Origin of the sequence: Pseudoalteromonas sp. Z1A8, assembly GCF_011378855.1 — a bacterium.
GTDB lineage: Bacteria > Pseudomonadota > Gammaproteobacteria > Enterobacterales > Alteromonadaceae > Pseudoalteromonas.
Map to the genome: position 1 here is coordinate 135,466 of NZ_WTLB01000001.1, position 20,463 is coordinate 155,928.

Consider the following 20,463-nt stretch of genomic DNA (forward strand, 5'->3'; position numbering starts at 1 on the left):
AAATATAAAAAATGCGAGCTTAGCTCGCATTTTTTGTATCTGTAGTAAAGGCGTTGGTTTTAACTTGCTAGTGCTGCTTTTACTTTATCACGGTAGCTACGGCTTACTTTAAGTTCTTGGCCATTTTCAAGTACTAATAAATACTCACCACTTACCTGCGTAACCAACTTACTAATTTGCTTTGTATTTACTATTGCACTGCGGTGTACGCGTACAAACAACTGAGGGTCGAGCTCTTGTTCTAGCTCTTTCATTGTTTTACGTAAAATATGTGTTTGACCATCTTCACAATGTAAACACATGTAGTCGCCAGCAGCATCAACCCATTGAATAGTAGCAACGGGGACTCTAACTATTTCCCCCTGCTCTTTTACAGCGAGTGACTCTGGGTAACGCCTGTCTGTTAAGGTGTCGCCAGTGGCTAATTTTTTTAGAATTTCTTCGCAATTATTACCAGTGATCCCGGCTACAAAACTCGCTAGTTTTTTCTTATGGGCGTTGTCTTGCTGCGTTTTTAAGTAGGTATGCACTTTTTCTACCGCCTGTTTTAGTCTGTTATCATCAACGGGTTTTAAAATGTAATCTAAAGCATGAATTTCAAACGCTTTAACTGCAAATTGATCAAAAGCAGTTACAAACACAATGGCAGGAAGCACTTTTGTGCTTTCACTAAGCGCTCGGGCAACTTCAAAGCCATTCATGCCTGGCATTTGAATATCTAGAAATACTAAGTCTATTTTCTCGTTTTTACATGTTTCAATAGCATCAGCACCTGAGCTGCATAGTTTGATTACTTCAATATCAGTAAACTCTGCAAGCCTTACATCTAAACCTTTACGTGCTAATGGTTCATCATCAACAATAAGTGTTTTTATTTTTATCATTTCTTCACAGCCTTCTCAAACGGGATTCGCAGATTAACTTTTAATCCACTTGGCGTATTATGTGATAATACAAACGAATAATTATTCTCGTAGAGCGTTTTTAATCTATCTTTTGTGTTTGCTACACCAACGCCCTGTGCATTGACTAACTGACCATCTTTTATGTCTGTACCTGGTCCGTTATCGCCAACTTCTAATAATAATTCGTTAGCAAACACCTGCGCTTTAATATCTATTACACCACCTTCTGTTAGATGAGCAATAGCGTACTTAATTGCGTTTTCAATAATCGGTTGCAAAATTAAGCTTGGCAATAATGCTTGTTTAGCTTCCTCGCTTACTTCAACGTTAACTTTTAGTCGTTCGTCAAAACGTACACGTTCAATTTCAAGGTACAACATAAGTGCATGCAGCTCTTGCTCCAACGGTACTTTTTTAATTGGATCGGTATTGAGTGTATAACGTAAAAAATCACTAAGCTTCGACACCATTAAATTAGCATCTTTGTTTTCTTTTACCAAAATTAATGTGGAAATAGCATTAAGTGTATTAAATAGAAAATGAGGATTAAGCTGGTATCTCAACATTTTTAATTGTGCTTCGTGTGCCATGGTTGTCGCTTTAAGCGCTTTTTGGCGTTCACCTTGTAACAATTGATAATACTTAACACCAAAATATAATCCGCTCCAACACAGTATAATATAAACTGAATCTAAGCCTTGTTGCAGGTAATAAAACCACTCCTCTGGCCTATAGCCATGGCGATATATCTCCCACAAATTAAATTTTTGAACAATAGCCCATAAAGTACCTGTTATATAAGAGGCACCAAATACTACAATTATTAATACCCAGGGCGAAGCATTCCAAATTTTACGGTAGATATACCTAAGTGGCACTGTCATTAAGCAACCGGCGTAAGCATTGAGTAAAATAACAAATACGTATATATCACGCATTTCAAATACTTTGGAGCCGATGTAATTTACTAGCGCGTAACCAATCCAGCCTGCAATTTGCAAAAGCCAAAAAAAGCGTTGTCTGTTATCGACTAAAGATTGCCAGTTCAAAATAGATATTTACTCCGTATAGTTAAAGACTAATTTTATAAAATAGGCGTTTGTTATTCTTTATTATTTTTACCTATGTAGGGATGATTTTTATAAAATTAGGTAGTCTTATTATATAGATTTATGAGTTTGCATAGCACTACAGCCTACCTTGCTTTTTAAGAGTCTTACCGCAAACAGATAGTCGAAGCACTAAAAAAGCGAAAGGTTAATTCACCTTTCGCTTTTTATACACAAACAGCTTGGTGTAAATTAAGCTAGTTTGTCAGAAGCCACTTTATAAGTAGGATCTTCAATTACATTTACTTCAACTAAATCGCGTGCTTTGTGTAGTAACTGCGTACAGTCTTTACTCAAATGACGTAAGTGAAGTTGCTTACCCGCTTTAGTGTACTTATCAGCGAGTGTATCTATCGCTTCTATTGCACTGTGATCTGATACACGGCTATGTTTAAACTCAACAATGACATTTTTAGGGTCGTTTTTAACATCAAACAACTCTGCAAAGTTTTTAACTGAACCAAAGAAAAGTGGACCATGTAGCTCATATACTTTAGCGCCGTCTTCATCAATGTAGTTCGTTGTGTATATGTGTTTAGCATGCTGCCAAGCAAATACCAGCGCAGATACAATAACACCTACACACACTGCAATCGCTAAATCAGTAACAACCGTCACACCCGATACAAGTACTATTACGAAGGCGTCAGATAGAGGAACACGCTTCATCATTTTAAAGCTAGCCCATTCAAACGTACCTAATACAACCATAAACATAACACCAACAAGTGCAGCTAGTGGGATCATCTCAATTAAGCTTGAAGCGAATATGATGAACGCAAGCAACATCAATGCAGCACTTATACCCGATAAGCGAGAACGACCACCTGAGTTAATGTTGATCATTGATTGACCAATCATTGCACAACCACCCATAGCACCAAACATACCACAAGTAATATTTGCAGCGCCTTGGCCTATACACTCTTTATTACTATGACCGCGAGTTTCTGTAATCTCGTCAATTAAGCTAAGCGTTAATAATGATTCAATTAAACCAATAGCCGCTAAAATAAGTGCATAAGGAAAAATAATTTGTAGCGTTTCGAAAGTAAACGGCACCATAGGAATATGAAACTGAGGTAAACCGCCTGCAATTGTTGCAGCTTCGTCGCCTGTCATTCCTTTTAAGAAATCAACTACAGTATGCGCTTCTAAATCCAAACCAATGACTAAAGCGGTCACTGTAATAATAGCGACTAATGTAGAGGGTACAGCCGTTGTTAGTTTAGGTAAAAACTGAATAATAGCCATGGTTAAAGCCACTAAACCAAGCATAATATATAACGGGTTACCCGTCATCCATTCTTGTCCGCCCATACCATCAGGCACTTTAAATTGTCCTAATTGGGCTAAAAATATAACAATGGCTAAGCCATTTACAAAACCAAGCATTACCGGATGAGGAACCATACGGATAAACTTACCGAGTTTAAATACACCCGCGAGTATCTGCAGTATGCCCATGAGCAATACGGTCGCAAATAGGTACTCAACACCATGATCAAGTACTAAACTTACCATAACAACAGCTAGTGCACCGGTTGCACCTGAAATCATACCAGGGCGGCCACCAAATATAGCCGTAATTAAACCAACGATAAACGCGGCATATAGACCAACTAAAGGTTCTACATTTGCAACAAAGGCAAACGCAACAGCTTCTGGAACTAAGGCAAGCGCCACAGTTAATCCAGATAGAATATCGTTTTTAGCAGAGCTAGGCGCCCTACTGAGTAAGTTAAACATTGAGTTCCTCAAATGGTATTATGGGTAAAAAAAAAGCGCTAAATTCTATCAAAATAGCGCTCAGTTAACAATTGTCATTGTGCGGTAAAGCTAAACTAAAAGGGGTTTAGCTTTACAAAGAAGTGCTTTATAAAGGAAGAGAAGTACTGCGTTTTACACATGTCATTGTTACGTTAGAATGTACTTCCTGTACATATTCTAAGCTTAACAAGTTATCGCGTACAAAGTGCTCATATCCTTCAATGCCTTGTGAAATTATGCGCAGCATAAAGTCCATTGTTCCGGCCATTGTGTAACACTCTGTGACTTGATCGTAACTCATTATAAGTTTTTCAAATTCAGCAAGGTTCTTTTTACCGTGGTTTGATAAACGCACATGTGCGTATACCAGCATATCAAAGCCAAGCTTTTTCTCATCTAAAAGAGCCACTTTGCTTTTTATATAACCATCTTGCTCTAGCTTGGCAATTCGACGCCAGCATGGAGATTGAGACAAGCCTACTTTATCTGCAATTTCTGCGGTTGATAAACTAGCATCTTGTTGTAAAAGTGCCAATATTTGGCGATCTACGTGATTTAGAGACATTTTATTTCTTATTTATCAAATAAACTGGTTAAATTATACAGCCATTTTAAAACACAGTCTGCTTATTTTTAATTTTTATACAGTTAACTAACCTTCAATAAGTTATTTAACCAAACTTACCTCTGACAAAGGGATTTGTTTGTTTTTCAAAACAGACTGTCGTGTCGCTTCCGTGTCCAGCTAAAATTTTAGTGCTATCCGGCAGTGTAAGAATTTGCGTTTTAATTGATTCAATAAGTTGCTCACTATTCCCCTTAGGAAAATCAGTGCGCCCTACTGAACCCTTAAAAATAACATCACCTACAATAACGCACTCGTGCTCTTGTTGATAAAACACAATGTGACCGGGTGTATGCCCCGGGCAGTGTTTCACTACAAAGCTAAGTTTACCTACGCTTACGGTGTCGTTATGGTTTAACCAAATATCTGGATAAAACGGCTCAATAGCTTTAAACCCGAACATTTGTGCTTGCATAGGCAAGTTTTCAAACCAAAAGTACTCATCTTTTTGTGGACCAATAATTTGTACGTTAAATTGATTTCGCAAAATATCTGCCGCACCCACATGATCTAAATGCCCGTGCGTTAACCAAATAGTATTTAGTTTTAATTTATGCTCATTTAGGGCCGCGATTATTTTTTCTGCATCGCCACCAGGATCCACAACTACCGCTTGTTTAGTTTCGCTACACGCAATGATACGGCTATTCTGTGCAAATGCAGTGACGGGTATAGTTATTATTTGCATATTAGATTTCTTTACTTTTTTGATCCGGGATAACCACTTCTTCTTCGAATGACATAAGTATCGGATACTTTAAGTACGCTTGATCATAAAATGGACTTTGCTCATATAACCAATTTAATCTCGCATCTGCGTCATTCGCGAATGATTTATCTTTAAGCTTCTCGTCAAACTTAAGCGCTAACTTTGGATTGTCTTTTAGCATTTGGCGTGCGAATGGAATTAGCGCATAATTTTCCATGTACTCAGTACGCTGAAAAATTGTATTAAATTCTCCCCAAGCAAAGAATGAATCAGGTGCTTCAGGGTGCAACAAATGCACAGCAAGCTCACCTGCTTTTTGTTGGGTATTGACTTGATACCAGCCATCTAAATCGACATTAATAGCAGGCACATAATCAAAAGTTGCTGATACTCTAAAACGTCCTTCAAAAGGTGCTTTATCAAACGTATAGTCTTTTACTTTAGCCACTTTTAAAGGCTGTGTATTCGCCCCTTCAAGTTTATTAATAGACACACCGTGTAGCTTTAACTTTTCAACAATATTGCCATATACAGGCGGGATAAAAAACGCTTTAGGGACCTCAACTGTGTGCTGTACATCTTTTTGCCAATAAATAGGTAAGTCGGTATAGGTGCGTGCTTTACCTAAATACTTAACTTCATTTTGGCCAGAAAGTGCATTCATGCTTGTTGAGTACTCAATGCCTTTAAACTGTGCAATTGTATCAGCTTGCTTTGCATAACCACGTTTTACTATTAACTGTTTAGGAACAAACGCTTGTTCTTTTTTTACCGCATTAGCTAATTCATGGCTGTGCTTTGATAGCGCATTAATGGCGCCATCTAAAAAGACGTAAGTCCCTAATACACGTTGCTTGTAAGGTTTTAATGAGTGGTTTTCTACTAAAATTGTAGGTAATGATTTTAAATCGCCCCAACCATTTGAAAAACGTGGTGTAGCAACCCACCCCGCTAACCCTTTTTTAAAGTCGCGCTTGTCCATAACAAAAACAAGTGGCCCTGGGGTGTGGCCTTGTTCAGCCAGTGTATCGTCAATCAGAGGTTTAAAAAACTGGTTTAAAGCGTCAGATACCGCAGGCGATTCGCTTGAAAATACCGGATTGTAGCCATAGGTCACATCGTATTGGTAATCTGCCCCATCGGTAACATGTACATCAATGTATAAATTTGGGCTGTAGTCGTTAATAACCTTTAAAACACTTCTGACTTCTGGCGTATCAAGTTTAGTAAAATCGCGATTTAAATTAAGGTTGTTTGCATTTGTTCTAAAGCCCATTTTAGCAGGGCCTCGTTGGTTTATACGATTAAATACACTGCTACGTTCGTGCCCATCTACATTTAAAATAGGAATAAATAATATGTTTACCTTTTTTAAAATATCACGACGCTTACCCGTCGCTATGTCTCTAAGTAGCATAAACATGGCATCTTTACCGTCTATTTCACCAGAATGAATACCTGCCTGAATAAAAATAGTCGGCTTTGTACTATTAGCCATTTGTCTTGCTTCAAAAAAGCCTTGCTCACTGGCAATTAGCATTTTTATTGCACGCTTGCTATTACTATAGCCAATGATTTGAGATTGAAACTGAGTCGGATTTGCAGCAACTAACCTATCTACAAATGCCATTGTATTTGCATAATTTGGTGACGCTTCACCTGAAGATAATTCAAAGTCGGTAGTTAACGGACCTTCTTTTTGTAAAAGCTCTACACTTTTTCCCTGCCACTCTATGAGTGGAGGTAAGTGCGCGTCATACGCCACACTTGCAGATAAAACTAGTAAACTTGCAAACATAAAATTCTCTAACAAACGCCTCAATTATATAAATTATATCAACTAAATTTTTTATAATGAGGAAACTGCGGTGATTCAACAAAAAAATACAGCCAATTACATGTCACTCATTCACCCATGTCTTTTAAGGCTTTATAACACGATTAAGTACAGTAATTCATTACATTACTATTTATAAACCCAATTTAAAAAACACATAAAACAACTCCGCTAAATTATTAAAACAAAAGTGTAAGTTACTAAATTACAGGCACAAAAAAAGGAGCCATAGGCTCCTTTTTTAATACTTATATGAAAAAGCTTAAGCGGCTAGGCCTTCTTTTGCTTTTTCTACAAGCGCTGCGAATGCAACTTGGTCATAAACAGCGATATCTGCAAGGATCTTACGATCGATTTCTACAGATGTCTTTTTAAGACCATTGATAAAACGGCTGTAAGACAGACCATTTTGACGTGAAGCAGCATTGATACGTGCAATCCATAATTGACGGAAAGTACGTTTCTTCGCACGACGGTCACGGTAAGCGTATTGACCCGCTTTAGTAACAGCCTGGAAAGCTACGCGGTAAACACGTGAACGTGCTCCGTAGTAACCTTTTGCTTGTTTTAAAACTTTTTTGTGACGTGCACGTGCGACAACGCCGCGTTTAACTCTTGCCATTTCTAAAAACCCCTATTAAGCGAACGGTAACATACGTGAAACTAGACCATGGTCATTTTTATGAACCATCATCTTAGGACGTAGGTGTAACTTACGCTTAGAAGTTTTCTTAGTCAGAATATGACGAAGATGCGCTTGTTTACGCTTGAAACCGCCAGAAGCAGTCTTTTTGAAACGCTTAGCAGCGCCACTGTGACTTTTTAGCTTATAAGCCATTGCAATAACTCCAAATTGTATTGCTTTTAAATTAGTAAGCAGGCGTGAGATATATTTCTATAGCTCCACTTTTAGGCCTAACTTACTGCCATGTTCCGGTGAAGACCCAGCATAAATGCCGCAATCTTACTTTAAAACCGGTTAACTCAGGTGAATATTCGCATATTACTTGCAGACCTGAGCTAATTTCGGTGCGTATTATCGCTTAAAAATTATTTTTTAGCAACAGGCGCCATCATCATAACCATTTGGCGACCTTCAACACGATTTGGGAAAGACTCGACTACTGCAAGTTCTTCTAAATCGGCTTTGATACGGTTTAATAATTCTATACCAATTTCTTGGTGAGCCATTTCACGACCACGGAAGCGGATAGTAATCTTAGCTTTATCGCCAGCTTCTAAGAACTTACGTAAGTTGCGAAGCTTAACCTGATAATCACCTTCATCCGTACCAGGACGGAATTTGATTTCTTTTATCTGGATTTGCTTTTGCTTCTTCTTCTGTTCTTTTAGTTCTTTGCTTTTTTCAAAGATGAACTTACCGTAATCCATGATTCTACAAACAGGCGGCTCAGCGTTTGGACTGATCTCAACAAGATCAACACCCGCTGCATCGGCCATAGTTTGCGCGTCTTGTAATGACTGAATTCCAGCTTGTTCGCCTTCAATGTCAATTAAACGAACTTCTTGCGCTGTAATTTCTTCGTTAATACGATTTTTTTGAGCTGTTTGTTGCCCTTTCTTGCCGCCTCTAATAGTACGTTCCTCCAAGAATATCAATAATATAAGCGTGTAATTGGCTGTTTGTTAATGCCTTACACGCTCGATTTTTACTGTCGATTTTTAATTTCTTCGCTAATTTTAGCTACAAAATCATCGACATTAAATTTGCCTAGGTCTTCACCTGTGCGAGTACGCACTGCTACTTCTTGTTGTTCGACTTCTTTATCGCCAACAACAAGCAAGTATGGAATACGCTTAAGTGTATGCTCACGGATTTTAAAGCCAATCTTCTCATTTCTCAAGTCAGCAGCGGCTCTAATTCCAAGTTTATTTAATTTTTGTACAACTTCTTTAACATAAGGAGCCTGTTTATCGGTAATATTCATGATTACCGCTTGCTTTGGCGCAAGCCACGTCGGGAATAAACCAGCGTACTCTTCTGTTAAAATACCAATAAAGCGTTCAATAGAACCTAAAATGGCACGATGTATCATTACAGGTGTACGACGTTCGTTATTTTCTGCTACATAAGTAGCGCCTAAACGACCCGGTAATGCAAAGTCTAATTGCACTGTACCACACTGCCACGCTCTGTCTAAACAATCGTACAAAGTAAATTCAATTTTCGGACCGTAAAAAGCACCTTCGCCTGGAAGATAATCAAATTCAATATCGTTTAGCTTAAGTGCTTCGGCTAAAGCAAGCTCTGCTTTATCCCACATATGGTCTTCACCAATGCGTTGTTCTGGGCGAGTTGAAAGCTTAACTACAATCTTCTCAAACCCGAATGTCTCATATGTATCATAAACCATCTTAATACACGCTGAAACTTCGTCCATTATCTGCTCTTCGGTACAGAAAATATGAGCGTCATCTTGTGTGAAGCCACGTACACGCATTAAGCCGTGTAATGCGCCTGATGGCTCATTACGGTGACAACAACCAAATTCAGCCATACGAAGTGGTAAATCACGGTACGATTTTAAACCTTGGTTAAAGATTTGCACGTGACCTGGGCAGTTCATTGGTTTGATTGCGTATTCACGCTTTTCAGACTCAGTGGTAAACATTGCTTCTGAATACTTTTCCCAGTGACCTGATTTTTCCCAAAGTGAACGGTCCATCATCATTGGACCTTTTACTTCTTCGTACTCATATTCACGTAATTTTTCACGTACAAATTCTTCAAGCTCGCGGTAAATGCTCCAACCATCGTTGTGCCAAAATACCATGCCTGGCGCTTCTTCTTGCCAATGCCATAAATCAAGCGCTTTACCAATACGACGGTGATCGCGTTTTTCAGCTTCTTCAAGGCGTTTTAAATACGCTTTAAGTTGCTTTTTATCGCCCCACGCTGTGCCGTAAATACGTTGTAGCATTTTGTTGTCTGAATCACCACGCCAATATGCACCTGCCACTTTCATTATTTTGAAGTTTTGGCAAAATTTCATGTTAGGAACGTGAGGCCCACGACACATGTCTACATATTCTTCGTGATGATATAACCCTGGACGGTCATCTTTAGCAATGTTTTCGTCCAATATTTCTATTTTGTATGTTTCGCCACGCGCTTCAAATGTATCGCGTGCTTCTTGCCAGCTTACTGTTTTTTTCACTACGTCGTAGTTTGTTTTAGCTAGTTGCAACATACGCTTTTCAATTGCTTCAAGATCATCTTGTGATAATGAATGTTCCATATCGATATCGTAGTAAAAACCGTTATCAATAGTAGGACCAATTGCCATTTTTGCGTCTGGGAAAAGTTGCTTAACTGCATGACCAATTAAGTGAGCACAAGAGTGACGAATAATTTCAAGGCCGTCATCGTCTTTTGCGGTGATGATCTCAAGGCGAGAATCTTCACAAATTTTATCACATGCATCAACACGGTCGCCATTAACACGACCGGCAATGGTCGCTTTAGCTAAACCAGGACCAATATCGTTTGCAACATCAAGCGTGCTTACAGGGTTTTCAAAACTACGTTGACTTCCGTCTGGAAGAGTAATAACTGGCATTATAAATCCTTACTACAGTGGTGACACCTACAATGTATCACGTGTATTTTTATTAAATTAAATGAGAATGGCTCGACAACGCTTTTACGAATAAGCATTGACTAATTAATGTAGATGACGAGTCTATTCAACTACAAGCATATATTGTCGCGTGCTGTGCATTTAATTACAAGTTTAAAGGGGTGAAATCCACCCATTTTGAGCACAAAATATAGCTTTTAGTGCAAAAAAAATCATTTAATTAAAATATAAAAGCATCAACGCGCTAATTAAGCACCTACAACTATACCTGTACTCGCATTTTAATGTACGTTGCGTATAATACTGCGTAATTAAGTTATTTTAGAGAATAGACATGAGAACATGTGGTGTAGAAATTACCGGTAGTGATGTACTACTTTGTATTTTAAGTAAAGATAATGACGTATTTGATATTCGCGATGTGCGCCAAACACGCTTTACCTTAGGTAACGGTAACGACACTGAAGTAATGCGTAAATTTCAATTTGATTTTGCAAAACTAATGCAAGACTACCAAATTGATTCTGTTGCAATTCGTGAGCGTCAGCCAAAAGGTAAATTTGCTGGCAGCGCAAAAGGATTCAAAATGGAAACTGCAATTCAATTAATCGACAATTTAGATGTACGTTTATTTACCACGACCGAAATTAAAGAACAGGTTAAGCGTAATCCTATTCCTATTGATTTTGAAGAAACGGGTCTTAAAAAGTACCAAGAAAATGCATTTGTAAATGCCTACGTTTATATAATGAAAAAAACATACCGCAGCGACGAAATGTAAACTCATTGCTCGTTTAAAAACGCGTACTTACTTTGTAAGACGCGTTTTTTTGTGTCTAAAAAACATGATTAGATTTTATAAAGGTACTAAGACATTAGTCTAACCACCCTTCTCTTTGTCGACAATATGTGTTTATTTTAACTTTGTAGTTTACATAACTCACACACATTTTCATGGAGAGAGCAATGCACACACACACTATTGCGGTAAAAGAAGTAGAACAAATAAATCACTTACCGTTATCGCAAAGCTATTTTAAAGGCATACAAAGCACACCTTTAACAAATTCAACCATTGGCGAGTACCTTGACCTTATTGTCGACAAAAACCCAGAGGCTTTAGCCGTTGTCGTTCATCATCAAGATATTCGTTTAACATATAAAGAGTTTCAAAAAGAAGTTAATCAACTTGCTATGGGCTTACTGGCCCTTGGTGTAAAACCAGGAGAGCGCGTTGGTATTTGGTCTCCCAATAATATTGAATGGTGCTTAACCCAGTTTGCAACAGCTAAAATTGGCGCAATAATGGTGTGTATTAACCCTGCATATCGCCCTAACGAATTACAATACGCCTTAAATAGTGTTGAATGTTCAACCTTAATCACAGCATCAAACTTCAAAGGCAGTGATTATTTAGAAATGCTTAATAGTTTGGCTCCAGAACTTGCAAGTTGCGATAAAAACAAACTTAATTTAAAAGCACTGCCCACTCTTAAAAATATAATTCGTATCGGTGATGAAGAATCTCCTGGTATGCATGCGTTTAATGATGTTATTAACTTGCCAACATCGGCACATGAGCTTGAACTAAAAGCAATAGGTGCAAACTTAAATGCAGAGCAAGATATCAATATCCAATTTACATCGGGTACAACAGGCAACCCAAAAGGCGCAACGCTTACACATAAAAACATTTTAAATAATGCGTTATTTGTTGCTGAGTCTATGCACTTTACAAGCGATGACAAATTATGCATTCCGATCCCGTTGTATCATTGCTTTGCTATGGTACTAGGTAGCTTATTATGTGTTAGCAAAGGTGCTGCAGCCATTTACCCAGGTGATTCGTTCGATGCAAAAACTACCCTTGATGTAGTGCAACAAGAAGGCTGTACAGCGCTGCATGGTGTACCCACTATGTTTATTAGTGAGCTTGAACTAAGTAACTTTAACGATTACGACCTAAGTACTTTGCGCACGGGTGTAATGGCCGGTTCAACATGCCCTGAGCAAGTAATGCGAAAAGTGCAAACACAAATGAACATGCATCAAGTGCTCATTGCTTACGGGCAAACTGAGTGCAGCCCCATAAACAACATTACCGAAACAGATTCATCAATAGAACGCCAAGTAACGACTGTTGGCCGTGCGCTTGCGCATACCGAGGTTAAAATTATTGACGAATTGGGTAACATTCAACAAATTGGTCAACCTGGAGAGGTGTGTAGTAAAGGTGCAGGTATAATGCGCTGCTATTGGAATGACGAATCGAAAACAAAAGCCACAATAGATGACAGCGGTTGGTTACACTCTGGCGATTTAGGTGTAATGGATACAGAAGGGTTTGTCACCATAGTCGGCCGTATCAAGGATATGATTATTCGCGGCGGCGAAAACATTTACCCTCGCGAAATAGAAGAAGTACTTTACACCTACCCGGGCATTCAAGATGCTGCCATATTTGGTATAACAGATGAAAAGTATGGCGAGGAAGTGTGCGCTTGGATCCAACCAAAAGAAGATGCAGTGCTTGATGAGCAAGCAATTCGTGAGTTTTTAAAAGACAAACTAGCCTACTTTAAAATGCCACGACATATCCGCTTTGTAGAAAACTACCCAATGACAGTAACAGGTAAACTGCAAAAATTTAAAATGCGAGAGCAAATGCAAGAAGAGCTAAGCGACAAAGCCTTCTCCTAATTTTTCTCTACAAAAAATCTGAACTCTGAATAATCAATCTACCTCAGCAACGATTAAAAAGCACAGTCAATTGGCTGTGCTTTTTGTGTGCTGGATTTATTATAAATCTAACATTCTCTTTTTTAAACGTTCTAAATCAATCGCACTTGAGCGTACTGTTAATTTAATATGGCTATATTCATACTCTTCTTTAACCACACTCATACTTGATCGAATTTCGCCTACTATACCTTTCGCGGTGTACGGTATAATAACGTCTTCTTCAATCATGTCCTCTTGAGCAATATCAACAATATATTTATGCAGTTTACTAATGTCGTCAGGGTTACGAGTAGAGGTCATCATCGCATCAGGAAACTCTTCCATCAGCGATTGCTGTTGCTCAGTACTTAATTGGTCTGATTTATTCAGCACTAATAATTTTTTGCTGCCTTCAACACCGACCTCTGCCAGTACTTTATGTACTACTTCAAGTTGTGAGCGAAAAGAAGGGTCTGACGCATCAACAACATACAAAAGTAGCGACGCATCATGTGCTTCAGCGAGCGTTGAGTGAAACGAAGCAACCAAATCGTGAGGTAATTTTTTAATAAAACCAACAGTATCTGATACGAGTATACGAGGCTGTGTAATGGGATATAACGCACGAACTGTAGTATCTAGCGTAGCAAAAAGCTTATTTTCGCCCTCTACATCACTGCCTGTAATAGCACGCATCATTGATGACTTACCCGCATTGGTATAACCAATTAAAGCCACTGAAAATAGCTCAGAGCGCTGCGTTCGTCTGTCCATCATTACATCTTGAACACTAACAAGTTCGCGCTTTAATTCTGCTAGCTGGTCACGTACCTTACGGCGATTTAGCTCAAGTGTGGTTTCACCCGCACCTTTACCCATTTGGCGTTCTTTATCACCGGTTGATGTTTCACGAAGTCGAGGCGCTACATAATTAAGACGAGCAATTTCAACTTGTAATTTTGCTGTTTTAGTTCGCGCATGGCGGCTAAATATTTCAATAATTATGCCGGTACGGTCAAATACCTCCACACCTAACTGGTTCTCAACATTACGTAGTTGAGAAGGCGTTAAATCGCAGTCAAAAACCACTACATCGGCACAAGCAAAATCTAAATCGTCTGATGGGATTTCTGACGGCATGTCGGATAATGGATCGTCATCAAGAACATTTTCATCCTCTTGCTCTTCTGCAGCAGACCCTTTATTACCAGTAAGGTGCGCTATTTCTGCTAGTTTGCCTGAGCCAAGTACATTAACCTTTTGGGTAGAACTTTGCTTTTGCGATTGAGTACCTACTACTTTAAACCCTAAAGTAGTCACCAAGCGCGCAAGTTCTGCAAGCGACTCTGTAGCTTCGTCACCTTTAAACTGTGGTGTGCTAATAGAAATAAGTAAGGCGTTTGGAAGTGATGCTTTTGCAGTTGTTTGCATAAATTTTTGTGTTAATGCACTAAGGTGCAAACCTATTTTTCATTCGAAAGTAAGTTGATCCTACGCTGTTATAGCTCAGCTTTATAGAGTTATAATTAACTAATCACATTTATAACTAAATCTAGCCACAATTAGGTATAAACTTATGGCTAGATTTGGCATTTAATCGTGTTTTTTATCGAATCTTTCCGAGAAAACCCATTGATCGACGCGAAGCGGCGTCGATGGGTAGTTCACACTACGCCTTGCTCAATCATTGCATCTGCAACGCGCCTAAAGCCTGCAATGTTAGCGCCTAATAAAAGGTTTCCAGGCTCACCAAATTCTGTAGCGGTGTCGTTAGCGGTAACAAATATATTTTTCATAATTTGCTTTAGCTTTTCGTCAACCTCTTCAAAGGTCCAGCTTTGCATACTCGCATTTTGTGCCATTTCTAATTGGCTTGTTGCAACGCCGCCAGCATTTGCGGCTTTACCTGGCCCATACGCAATTTTTGCAGCAATAAAGCTCTCAATAGCCTCTTTTGTAGAGGGCATATTTGCGCCTTCACTTACTAATAAGCAGCCGCCGGTTAATAATGCGTTTGCATCGCCCTGTGTTAATTCATTTTGTGTGGCGCATGGAAAAGCAGCGTCTGCGTTAAATCGCCAAACAGCATGCCCATCTTTAGGGTAGTCATTTACAGCAATATAAATAGCATCGGGGTGAGTTTGTTTGTATGTACTTAAACAATCACGCGATTGCTCTTTTAAACACTTAATAAGGTCTAAATCTATACCCGACTCATGATACACAGTGCCACGAGAGTCGCTGCAACTTACTGGTGTTGCCCCCATTTGATAAAGTTTTTCCATAGCATAAATAGCAACATTACCTGCGCCCGAGACTAAACAGCGCTTACCTTGTAGGCTACCGCCGCGTGCTTGTAGCATGTAGTCAGCAAAATAAACGGCGCCGTAACCCGTTGCTTCTTTGCGTACTAGCGATCCGCCCCATAACAGGCTTTTGCCTGTTAATACGCCTTCATAGCGACCAGTTAAACGTTTATATTGACCAAACATGTAACCTATTTCTCTTGCTCCTACACCTATATCTCCAGCGGGTACATCAGTTGTAGGGCCAATATGGCGATAGAGCTCGCTCATAAATGATTGGCAAAAGCGCATTATTTCAGCGTCAGAACGCCCTTTTGGATCAAAGTTAGCCCCGCCCTTACCACCACCAATTGGTAAACCCGTTAAAGCATTTTTAAATATTTGCTCGAAGCCTAAAAACTTAATGATGCTGGCGTTTACACTGGGGTGAAAACGTAAACCACCTTTATAGGGGCCAAGTGCAGAATTAAACTCAATTCTGTAGCCTTTGTTCACCTGAATATTACCTTCGTCATCAACCCAAGGAACTCTAAACATAATTTGACGTTCAGGTTCAACTAAGCGTTGAATAATGGCATTTTTTTTGTATTTTTCTGAGTTTTCTAAGATAGGTTCGAGTGATTCAAGTACTTCTTCAACAGCTTGATAAAACTCGCATTGTGCAGGACTACTACTTTTTAATTGTGCGATTGTACTATGGATATAATTCATAATTATTCTTCCGTGTTAATAATAAAAGTATGTATCAGATGTTAAAGTAAACGTGATCAAGTTTATGATTCATGCTTTAAAGTCTTAATTTAATATGATTAACTGCTACCTTAGCATGGAAAGTTAAGATATTTAACGTTCAGTACTTGAATTATTTTTGATTGGAAGTTTGATTTTTATTTATTAAAGATGAATTTAAATTCACAACTGCACGTGAAAATTCATGCAAGGCTAAATTGTAATTTTTTTAAAAGGGAATTTTAGAAGTATTAGGTTAGGTGTGGGTTTGTTTAAAAATATAACAATTAATGGGCTTTATACTGCATTGCGATCGCAAAAAACCCATTAACTAAAAGCTGATTAGTTAAAACCAGTTACTCAGCAGATTCTTCTGGACGGTGCTGCTTTTGAACACCAGTTAAAAACAAGCGTAGTATTTGATCGTTACAAACACGGTAATGTTTGTTGTCTACTTTACGAGAAAATGCGCTTAACTCATGTTTACTTAAATCAAAATCAACAAGTGCCAGTGTTGCAATAACATCTTCTGCTTTCATGTTTAAAGCAATACGCAGCTTCATGAAGATAATATTGTTATTTAGCTTTTTCTCAGGCTCTGGTTGCTCACCTTCGCGTTTGCCACGTTGGGTGTTAATAAACCCATTTAAAAAGCTAGCAAACTCAGTATCACTTATTGGGGTAAAAGCCTCTTCACCTTCTTTAGTTAACCATGCAATTACTTGCTCTTTGGTAACAGTATGCTCTGCTGATGCAAAAACATTGACCATAGCAGTATCAGTTAAGTTAAAAGTGTAGCGAATGCGGCGTAAAATATCGTTATTAGTCAAAGTAAATCCCAAAGTGAGGTATAGCAACCAAGCAGTTATTGCTTAATTTTAAATAAGCACCTAGTTTAACAGGTTTACTAATACCACCCTATTAATTTTTATTTAAGCTTCTTATACCTAATTACCTAGCACCTTGGCAGGATCTACGCGCGTTGCTTGCCATGCAGGATAAATAGTGGCAAGTATCGCAAGCACAAACGTAACAATCACTGTAATACCAATGTCTTCAAGTGCTAATTTACTTGGTAAAAACTCTATAAAATAAACACCTTCAAGCGGGTTAGCACCAAATAATTGGCTTATCCAGGTAAATAGCTCGCTTATGTTAAGCGCCAATACCACTCCAATTAATGTCCCGAGCGCGACACCTACAAATGCTTGCATTAAGCCCTGCATTACAAAGGTGGCTAAAATAGTGCTGTCTTTTGCGCCCATGGTTTTTAAAATAGCAATATTGCCTTGTTTTTCGCGCACTTCCATCACCAAAGACGACACAATATTAAAACTAGCTACCGCAATAATTAAAAACACCACAATATAAACAATAGTACGTACCATTTGAATATCTTGATAAAGGCTGCCTTGCGTTCTAAACCAGCTAGAAATATACACATAGTCATCAATAGTTTGGCCCACTTTTAGCGCTATTTGATGCGCCGAAAATACATCATCAACACTTAATCGTAGCCCTGTTACTTGGGTTTCGTCGTAACCTAATGCTTGCTGCGCTTTATTAAGATGAATAAACGCAGCGGTACTATCAATTGGGCCGCCCATTTCTATGATACCCGCAAGGTTAAGTGTTACGCGTTTAGGTGCTAATAATGACTTACCTTTTTGGCTTATTTGGGGAATAAGCAACGTAATATTATCGCCGACTTTGGCATCTAACTGTTTTACTATTTGCTTGCCTAAAATGACGTCATCAAGGCCTAACTGGCTCACTAATTTACCGCTAGTAAACTGGTTTACTGCCGATACATTACTCTCGAGCGATGGCTCTACACCACGAATTTCAACCGCTTTTAACTGGCTTTTATATTGCGCCATACCATTGACAGCAATAAATGGCGCAGCCCCTGTTACATGCGGTTGTGTTTGTAAGTCCTCAACTTTTTGCGACCAATTTGCAATAGGCCTACTTGGTGCTACATATTCAACCTGCGGCACAACGCTTAGTAAACGGTGTACTAACTGCTGCTCAAAGCCATTAATTACCGACAGCGCCACTATTAAAACCGCGACCCCTAATAAAATACCAATGGTTGACGCTTTAGCGATAAAACTAACAAAGCCGTTTTTTTCGTCTTTATGGCCTGAGTAAGCTCTAAAGCGTTTACTTAAAAATGCACTAAGCAACATGCTGCGACTCTTTAATAGCTAGTTTTCCATCATCTAAATACGCTATTTTACCCAGCTTATCGGCAAGCTCTAAATCGTGTGTAACCACTACAAAACTCGTGTTTAAACTTTGGTTTAGCTCGTTAATTAAATCGTAAATTTTAATCGCATTTTGTTTATCTAAATTACCGGTTGGCTCATCAGCAAGCACAAGCGCAGGTTTAGTAACCAGTGCGCGGGCAATTGCCACGCGTTGGCGTTCTCCACCAGAAAGTGCAGACGGTTTATGCGAGCTGCGATGTGCAAGGCCTACTTTTTCGAGTATATCGAGCGCTTGTACTTTGGCCTCTTTTGCACTTAAACCTTTAATTAATAATGGCATAGCTACGTTTTCTACCGCGCTAAACTCCATTAATAAATGATGAAATTGATAGATAAACCCTAAGTTTTGGTTTCTAAATGCGGCTTGCTCTGTTCGCGAAAGCTTGGCAACTTCTTGGTTTTTGATTTTAGCGCTACCCGAACTTGCGGTATCTAATGTACCAAGTATATGTAAAAGCGTACTTTTACCAGAGCCTGAGCTACCCACAATCGCGAGCATTTCGCCTTGCTGCAAAGCTAAATCAACGCCTTTTAATACTTCAACTTGGTTGTTGCCGTCTTGATAAATTTTACTTAAATTTTCACAACTAATAACTAAATCATTCATAACGTAATACCTCTGCTGGTTTTACTTTTGCGGCTTTACGCGCAGGATATAAGGTAGCTAAAAAGCTCATAGCAATACTGGCAAACGCTATTATTACTAAACTCAAAATATCAAATTTTACCGGAAGCTCTATACCTGCAAGTAAGTTTAAACCTACTAATGCCAGTAACTCATTTATATACAAACTAAATATAACACCTAAAAACGCACCTATTGCAGTACCAATTACACCGTTATATAAGCCTTGTACCATAAATACTTTTTGTACTTGGGAAGGCGTTAAACCTAACGTTTGTAGTATGGCTACCTCACCTTGTTTTTCACTCACCATCATGGTTAAAGCCGATACAATATTAAACACAGCCACCAATACAATAAGCGCAAGCAACATCGACATAATGCGCTTTTCCATAGCAACGGCTGCAAATAAAGTCCCTTGGGTACTGCGCCAATCACTATAATTATGATCATTTAAAATAAGCTGGCTGGCTTCAATAAATTCATCTAGCTCGAACGGTTCGTGCAACGAGATACTTAAATTAGGGGCGGTGTTTTTATCAAGCTTAAGCACGCGTTGCAGCGAAGCGCCGCTGGTAAACGCAAGTGCCATATCGATTTCAGAGCCGGTTTCGTATATTGCGGCAACTTTAAATAAACGCTGGCTAGGTACTCGCCCAAGTGGCGTATAAGTTGAAGCGTTAGGCATAATAACGCGCAGCTTATCACCCACGCTAACGCCTAATTTACGGCTCAAATAACGGCTTATTGCAATGCTGTAGTTTTTGTTAAGTACGGTTTTCCAATCGCCTTGCACTATTTTGTCGGTTATTTTATATAAAGAGCCGTTATCGTCGTAAAGGCCTTGCAGTAAAACGCCATGTAAATCTTTATTAGTTTGTAAAATAGCTTCGCCGTGGCGGTATAAGCTTACATGGTCAACATAGGGAGATTGTTCGAGGTCGGTTTTTAGGGTATTCATTTGTGTAGCGGTATGTGCTTCCGCTTTTATTTCAACATGAGGAATAAGCCCTAGCATGTTCGTTTTTAAGCTATTTTCAAAGCCATTCATTACACTGCTGACCGTAAATAAAGCCATTAAACCAATAGCGATACCGGCAATAGAAAAAAACGATATAAACGATATAAACGCATTTCCCTTAGAGGAGCGACTATATCTAAGCCCTATAAATAAGCTAACCGGTTGAAACATATTATTTTTAACACTTATCCTAAAAGTATTGAGCAATAGTAGCACGAAAAAAGTGCCTTT

18 protein-coding genes are annotated in these 20,463 nt (G+C 38.8%); 2 read left to right on the forward strand and 16 right to left on the reverse strand.

Annotated features, from left to right (window positions below; genetic code table 11):
* Positions 1-59: 59 nt before the first annotated feature.
* The 10 genes from GQR55_RS00520 to thrS all read right to left on the reverse strand — a co-directional run bounded on the left by GQR55_RS00520 (position 60) and on the right by thrS (position 10,536).
* On the reverse strand, positions 60-884 hold the full coding sequence (locus GQR55_RS00520; RefSeq protein ID WP_166419053.1) for a LytTR family DNA-binding domain-containing protein: 825 nt from the start codon (positions 882-884) through the stop codon (positions 60-62).
* Positions 881-1,954 carry a histidine kinase gene (locus tag GQR55_RS00525; RefSeq protein WP_166419054.1) on the reverse strand — a complete coding sequence of 358 codons (1,074 nt, stop codon included), beginning with the start codon at positions 1,952-1,954 and terminating at the stop codon, positions 881-883. The genes GQR55_RS00520 and GQR55_RS00525 overlap by 4 nt, the downstream gene beginning before the upstream one ends.
* A gap of 252 nt (positions 1,955-2,206) precedes the next feature.
* A complete protein-coding gene (locus GQR55_RS00530) occupies positions 2,207-3,763 on the reverse strand; it encodes a SulP family inorganic anion transporter (protein ID WP_166419055.1) in 1,557 nt (518 codons plus the stop codon).
* Between the two features lie 127 nt (positions 3,764-3,890).
* A complete protein-coding gene (locus tag GQR55_RS00535; protein ID WP_007375323.1) occupies positions 3,891-4,349 on the reverse strand; it encodes an Lrp/AsnC family transcriptional regulator in 459 nt (152 codons plus the stop codon).
* 106 nt (positions 4,350-4,455) lie between these two features.
* Positions 4,456-5,097 carry an MBL fold metallo-hydrolase gene (locus tag GQR55_RS00540; protein WP_166419056.1) on the reverse strand — a complete coding sequence of 214 codons (642 nt, stop codon included), beginning with the start codon at positions 5,095-5,097 and terminating at the stop codon, positions 4,456-4,458.
* Between the two features lies 1 nt (position 5,098).
* Positions 5,099-6,916: a M14 family metallopeptidase gene (locus GQR55_RS00545; protein WP_166419057.1), complete on the reverse strand. Its 1,818-nt coding sequence runs from the start codon at positions 6,914-6,916 to the stop codon at positions 5,099-5,101.
* 301 nt (positions 6,917-7,217) lie between these two features.
* Positions 7,218-7,577, reverse strand: coding sequence for a 50S ribosomal protein L20 (gene rplT / locus GQR55_RS00550; RefSeq protein WP_002960711.1), 360 nt, complete (start codon positions 7,575-7,577; stop codon positions 7,218-7,220).
* A 15-nt stretch (positions 7,578-7,592) separates the two neighbouring features.
* Positions 7,593-7,793 (reverse strand): 50S ribosomal protein L35, encoded by a 201-nt coding sequence (rpmI, locus tag GQR55_RS00555; RefSeq protein ID WP_002960713.1) that lies wholly within the window; start codon positions 7,791-7,793, stop codon positions 7,593-7,595.
* A gap of 212 nt (positions 7,794-8,005) precedes the next feature.
* Positions 8,006-8,566 carry a translation initiation factor IF-3 gene (infC, locus tag GQR55_RS00560; protein WP_002960714.1) on the reverse strand — a complete coding sequence of 187 codons (561 nt, stop codon included), beginning with the start codon at positions 8,564-8,566 and terminating at the stop codon, positions 8,006-8,008.
* Between the two features lie 59 nt (positions 8,567-8,625).
* The gene (gene thrS, locus GQR55_RS00565) at positions 8,626-10,536 is read right to left on the reverse strand and encodes a threonine--tRNA ligase (RefSeq protein WP_166419058.1); all 1,911 of its coding nucleotides are present in this window, start codon (positions 10,534-10,536) and stop codon (positions 8,626-8,628) included.
* Positions 10,537-10,891: 355 nt separating this feature from the next.
* Here thrS and GQR55_RS00570 point away from each other — a divergent pair, with 355 nt between their 5' ends.
* Positions 10,892-11,338: a DUF3010 family protein gene (locus GQR55_RS00570; protein ID WP_007582681.1), complete on the forward strand. Its 447-nt coding sequence runs from the start codon at positions 10,892-10,894 to the stop codon at positions 11,336-11,338.
* Positions 11,339-11,523: 185 nt separating this feature from the next.
* Positions 11,524-13,257 carry an AMP-binding protein gene (locus tag GQR55_RS00575; protein ID WP_166419059.1) on the forward strand — a complete coding sequence of 578 codons (1,734 nt, stop codon included), beginning with the start codon at positions 11,524-11,526 and terminating at the stop codon, positions 13,255-13,257.
* 99 nt (positions 13,258-13,356) lie between these two features.
* Here the strand turns inward: GQR55_RS00575 and hflX are convergent, their stop codons facing one another.
* From hflX to GQR55_RS00605, 6 genes are all read right to left on the reverse strand, one after another.
* On the reverse strand, positions 13,357-14,709 hold the full coding sequence (gene hflX / locus GQR55_RS00580; protein ID WP_166419060.1) for a GTPase HflX: 1,353 nt from the start codon (positions 14,707-14,709) through the stop codon (positions 13,357-13,359).
* A 233-nt stretch (positions 14,710-14,942) separates the two neighbouring features.
* Positions 14,943-16,295: an NADP-specific glutamate dehydrogenase gene (gene gdhA, locus GQR55_RS00585; protein WP_166419061.1), complete on the reverse strand. Its 1,353-nt coding sequence runs from the start codon at positions 16,293-16,295 to the stop codon at positions 14,943-14,945.
* Between the two features lie 374 nt (positions 16,296-16,669).
* On the reverse strand, positions 16,670-17,143 hold the full coding sequence (locus tag GQR55_RS00590) for a DUF1456 family protein (protein ID WP_002960721.1): 474 nt from the start codon (positions 17,141-17,143) through the stop codon (positions 16,670-16,672).
* Between the two features lie 117 nt (positions 17,144-17,260).
* A complete protein-coding gene (locus GQR55_RS00595; protein ID WP_166419062.1) occupies positions 17,261-18,505 on the reverse strand; it encodes a lipoprotein-releasing ABC transporter permease subunit in 1,245 nt (414 codons plus the stop codon).
* Entirely contained in the window at positions 18,495-19,193 is a 699-nt protein-coding gene (lolD, locus tag GQR55_RS00600; protein WP_166419063.1) for a lipoprotein-releasing ABC transporter ATP-binding protein LolD, read from the reverse strand. The genes GQR55_RS00595 and lolD overlap by 11 nt, the downstream gene beginning before the upstream one ends.
* Entirely contained in the window at positions 19,186-20,403 is a 1,218-nt protein-coding gene (locus GQR55_RS00605) for a lipoprotein-releasing ABC transporter permease subunit (protein WP_166419064.1), read from the reverse strand. Before GQR55_RS00605 ends, lolD begins: the two co-directional genes overlap by 8 nt.
* Positions 20,404-20,463 lie beyond the last annotated feature (60 nt).